The 2,486-nt window shown below is 64.3% G+C and carries 3 protein-coding genes; all 3 read right to left on the bottom strand.

Features of this window, described 5'->3' with window-relative positions; translation table 11 throughout:
• Positions 1–1,131: Gfo/Idh/MocA family oxidoreductase (locus tag EOD07_RS30690; protein WP_164772704.1), on the bottom strand; the 1,131-nt coding region annotated here is incomplete at its 3' end.
• A 6-nt stretch (positions 1,132–1,137) separates the two neighbouring features.
• Positions 1,138–1,890 (bottom strand): sugar phosphate isomerase/epimerase, encoded by a 753-nt coding sequence (locus tag EOD07_RS30695; RefSeq protein WP_127237969.1) that lies wholly within the window; start codon positions 1,888–1,890, stop codon positions 1,138–1,140.
• 31 nt (positions 1,891–1,921) lie between these two features.
• Positions 1,922–2,486 (bottom strand): TOBE domain-containing protein (locus EOD07_RS30700; RefSeq protein WP_127237970.1); only part of this gene is annotated, 565 nt, incomplete at its 5' end.

Raw genomic sequence — 2,486 nt, forward strand, 5'->3', positions numbered from 1 at the left:
TGCCAGCAGCGCCTTCGCGTCCTTGACGCCGAGCGCGGCCGGCCGCTCGCAGCTCGTCTGCATGGCGACATATTTGCCGCTTTCGCCGGAACGCAGGATGCCGGTCATCACATCGACGGCGTGCAGCGCCAACTCCATCGAGCAGCGATGCGGCCGCCCTTCGGCGATCGCGATCGCCATATCGGCAAGGCCTGCGGTGCGGTAATTGGCCATCATGCCCTGGCCATGCATCTCGTTCGGCACGCCGAACGGATGGTTCCATTTGGGCAGCTTCTTCACCGGCTTGGCCGAGTCGGTGAAGCGCACCTCGCCGCCGAAGAAGTTCGGGTCCGGCACGAAGACGGTGCCCAGTTCGCCATAGAGCTCCATCGGCGCATGGCCATGGCTCCAGACGTCCCAGGAAGTGTTGAGCGTGATCACCGCGCCATTCGCGAATTCGAGCAGCGCGTGGATGGTGGTCGGCGTGTTGACCGGGATCTTTTCGCCCGCGCGCGGCTTCGACGAGATCGTCCGCTCCTTGGCCGGTGTCGTCGCGAAGGCGGCCACCTGTTTCACCGGTCCGATCAGCTGGATCAGGTTGGTGACATAATACGGCCCGATGTCCAGCACCGGACCAGCGCCCGGCTGGAAAAAGAAATCCGGGTTGGGGTGCCAGTGCTCCATGCCGTGGCCCATCACATGGCAGGTGCCGCTGGTGATCTTGCCGAGCTTGCCGCTGTCGATCAGCTCGCGCGCCAGCTGGTGCGCGCCGCCGAGGAAGGTGTCCGGAGCCGAGCCGATGCGCAGGCCCTTCTTCTCGGCCCGTTTCTTGAGATCGAGCCCTTCCTTGATCGACAGCACGAAGGGTTTTTCCGAATAGACGTGCTTGCCGGCGTCGAGCACCGCTTTTGAGACTTCATAATGCACGGCCGGGATCGTCAGATTGACGATGATGTCGATCTCGTCGTCCCTGAGCAGGTCGCTGACCGTCTCGGCGCGCAGCTTGAACTCCTTCGCGCGCGCCGTCGCGGCCTCCATGTTGATATCCGCGCAGGCGCGCATCTCGATGCCGCGGAACAGCGGCGCCAGCGAGAAATACGCCTTCGAGATGTTGCCGCAGCCGATAACGCCTACGCCAAGTTTATCTGCCATTTTCGATTACTCCTGCCAGCTCTTGGCTGCCGCGATCGAGCGGCGGGCATAGCGCTCGATGTCGTTGGGGTTGTCCTGCTCCATGATGAAATACTGCGCCGCGCTCTTGGCGCGCAATGCCTTGAACAGGCCCGCCCAGTCGACCGTGCCGTGGCCGACGTCCGACCAGCCGTCCTCGTCCAGCCCCTCGCCCGGCTTGGCGATATCCTTGACGTGGACGGCGACGATGCGCTTGCCGTGTTTTTCGATCCAGGGCAACGGATCGGCGCCGCCGCGGATCACCCAGGCGACGTCCATTTCCCAGCCGATGTCGGGCGCGGCGGACAGGATATGGTCCTGCGGCGCCGAGCCGTCGGCGAGTGCCTTGAACTCGAAATCGTGGTTGTGCCAGGCAAAGCCGTAGCCGGCCTTCTTCGCCGTTTCGCCCACCTTGGCGAGACGCTCGCCGAAGCCGCGCCAGCCGGCGGCGTCGGACGGACGCTGGTCGGGCATCAGATAGGGGCAGATCATAAGCGTGATGCCGAGCGCGTCGGCGATTTTGCGCACGCCGTCGAAATCATTCTCCAGCGCGTCGATCGAGAAATGCCCGGTCGGCATCGCCAGCCCGTTCTTGTCGAGCTCGGCGCGGAACGCTTTGGGGTCGTCATAGACGCCGCCGAAGCCCTCGACTTGGCTGTAGCCGAGCTGCCCAAGCATTTTCACCACGCCGGTCCATGGCTGGAAATTGCGCGCGCTGTAGAGTTGGAATGACCAGTTCATCTGTCCTGTCCGTGCTGTTGGTCCTGGGAGGTTAAATTCGGTCGCCGGTTTGGGCGTTGAAGAGCGAGGCGCGCAGCGGATCGAAGCCGATGCTGACCGCATCGCCGTTCTTCGGCGTGCGTTCGGAGGTGACGCGCACGGTGAAGTTCTGCTGCCCAAGCTTCAGCCACACCAGCGTGTCGGAACCCATCGGCTCGACGACCTCGACATTGGCCGTCGCGGTGAAGGGCCAGCCCGTGCCGCTGTTGAAGGCGACATGCTCGGGCCGGATGCCGAACACGGCGGGGCCAGGCGCCGGCTCCTTCTCGAAGGCATAGGTCGCAAGTGGAATGCGCACATCCTCGACGGCAAAGTGCCAGTCGCCGCCGGCCTTCTCCAGCCTGCCGTCGACGAAGTTCATCGCCGGCGAGCCGAGGAAGCCGGCGACGAAGCGGTTGACGGGGCGGTTGTAGATCGTCTGCGGCGCGTCGAGCTGCTGAATCACGCCGCCCTTCATCACCGCGATGCGGTCGGCCAGCGTCATCGCCTCGATCTGGTCGTGGGTGACGTAGATCATCGTGTTCTTCAGGCGGCGGTGCAGAAGCTTGATCTCGACG

It is taken from the genome of Mesorhizobium sp. M2C.T.Ca.TU.002.02.1.1, assembly GCF_003997225.1.

What these genes read in the sequence shown, in the direction of transcription:
- EOD07_RS30695 (WP_127237969.1), bottom strand. Translation starts at nt 1,890, where the DNA reads ATGAACTGGTCATTCCAACTCTACAGCGCGCGCAATTTCCAGCCATGG.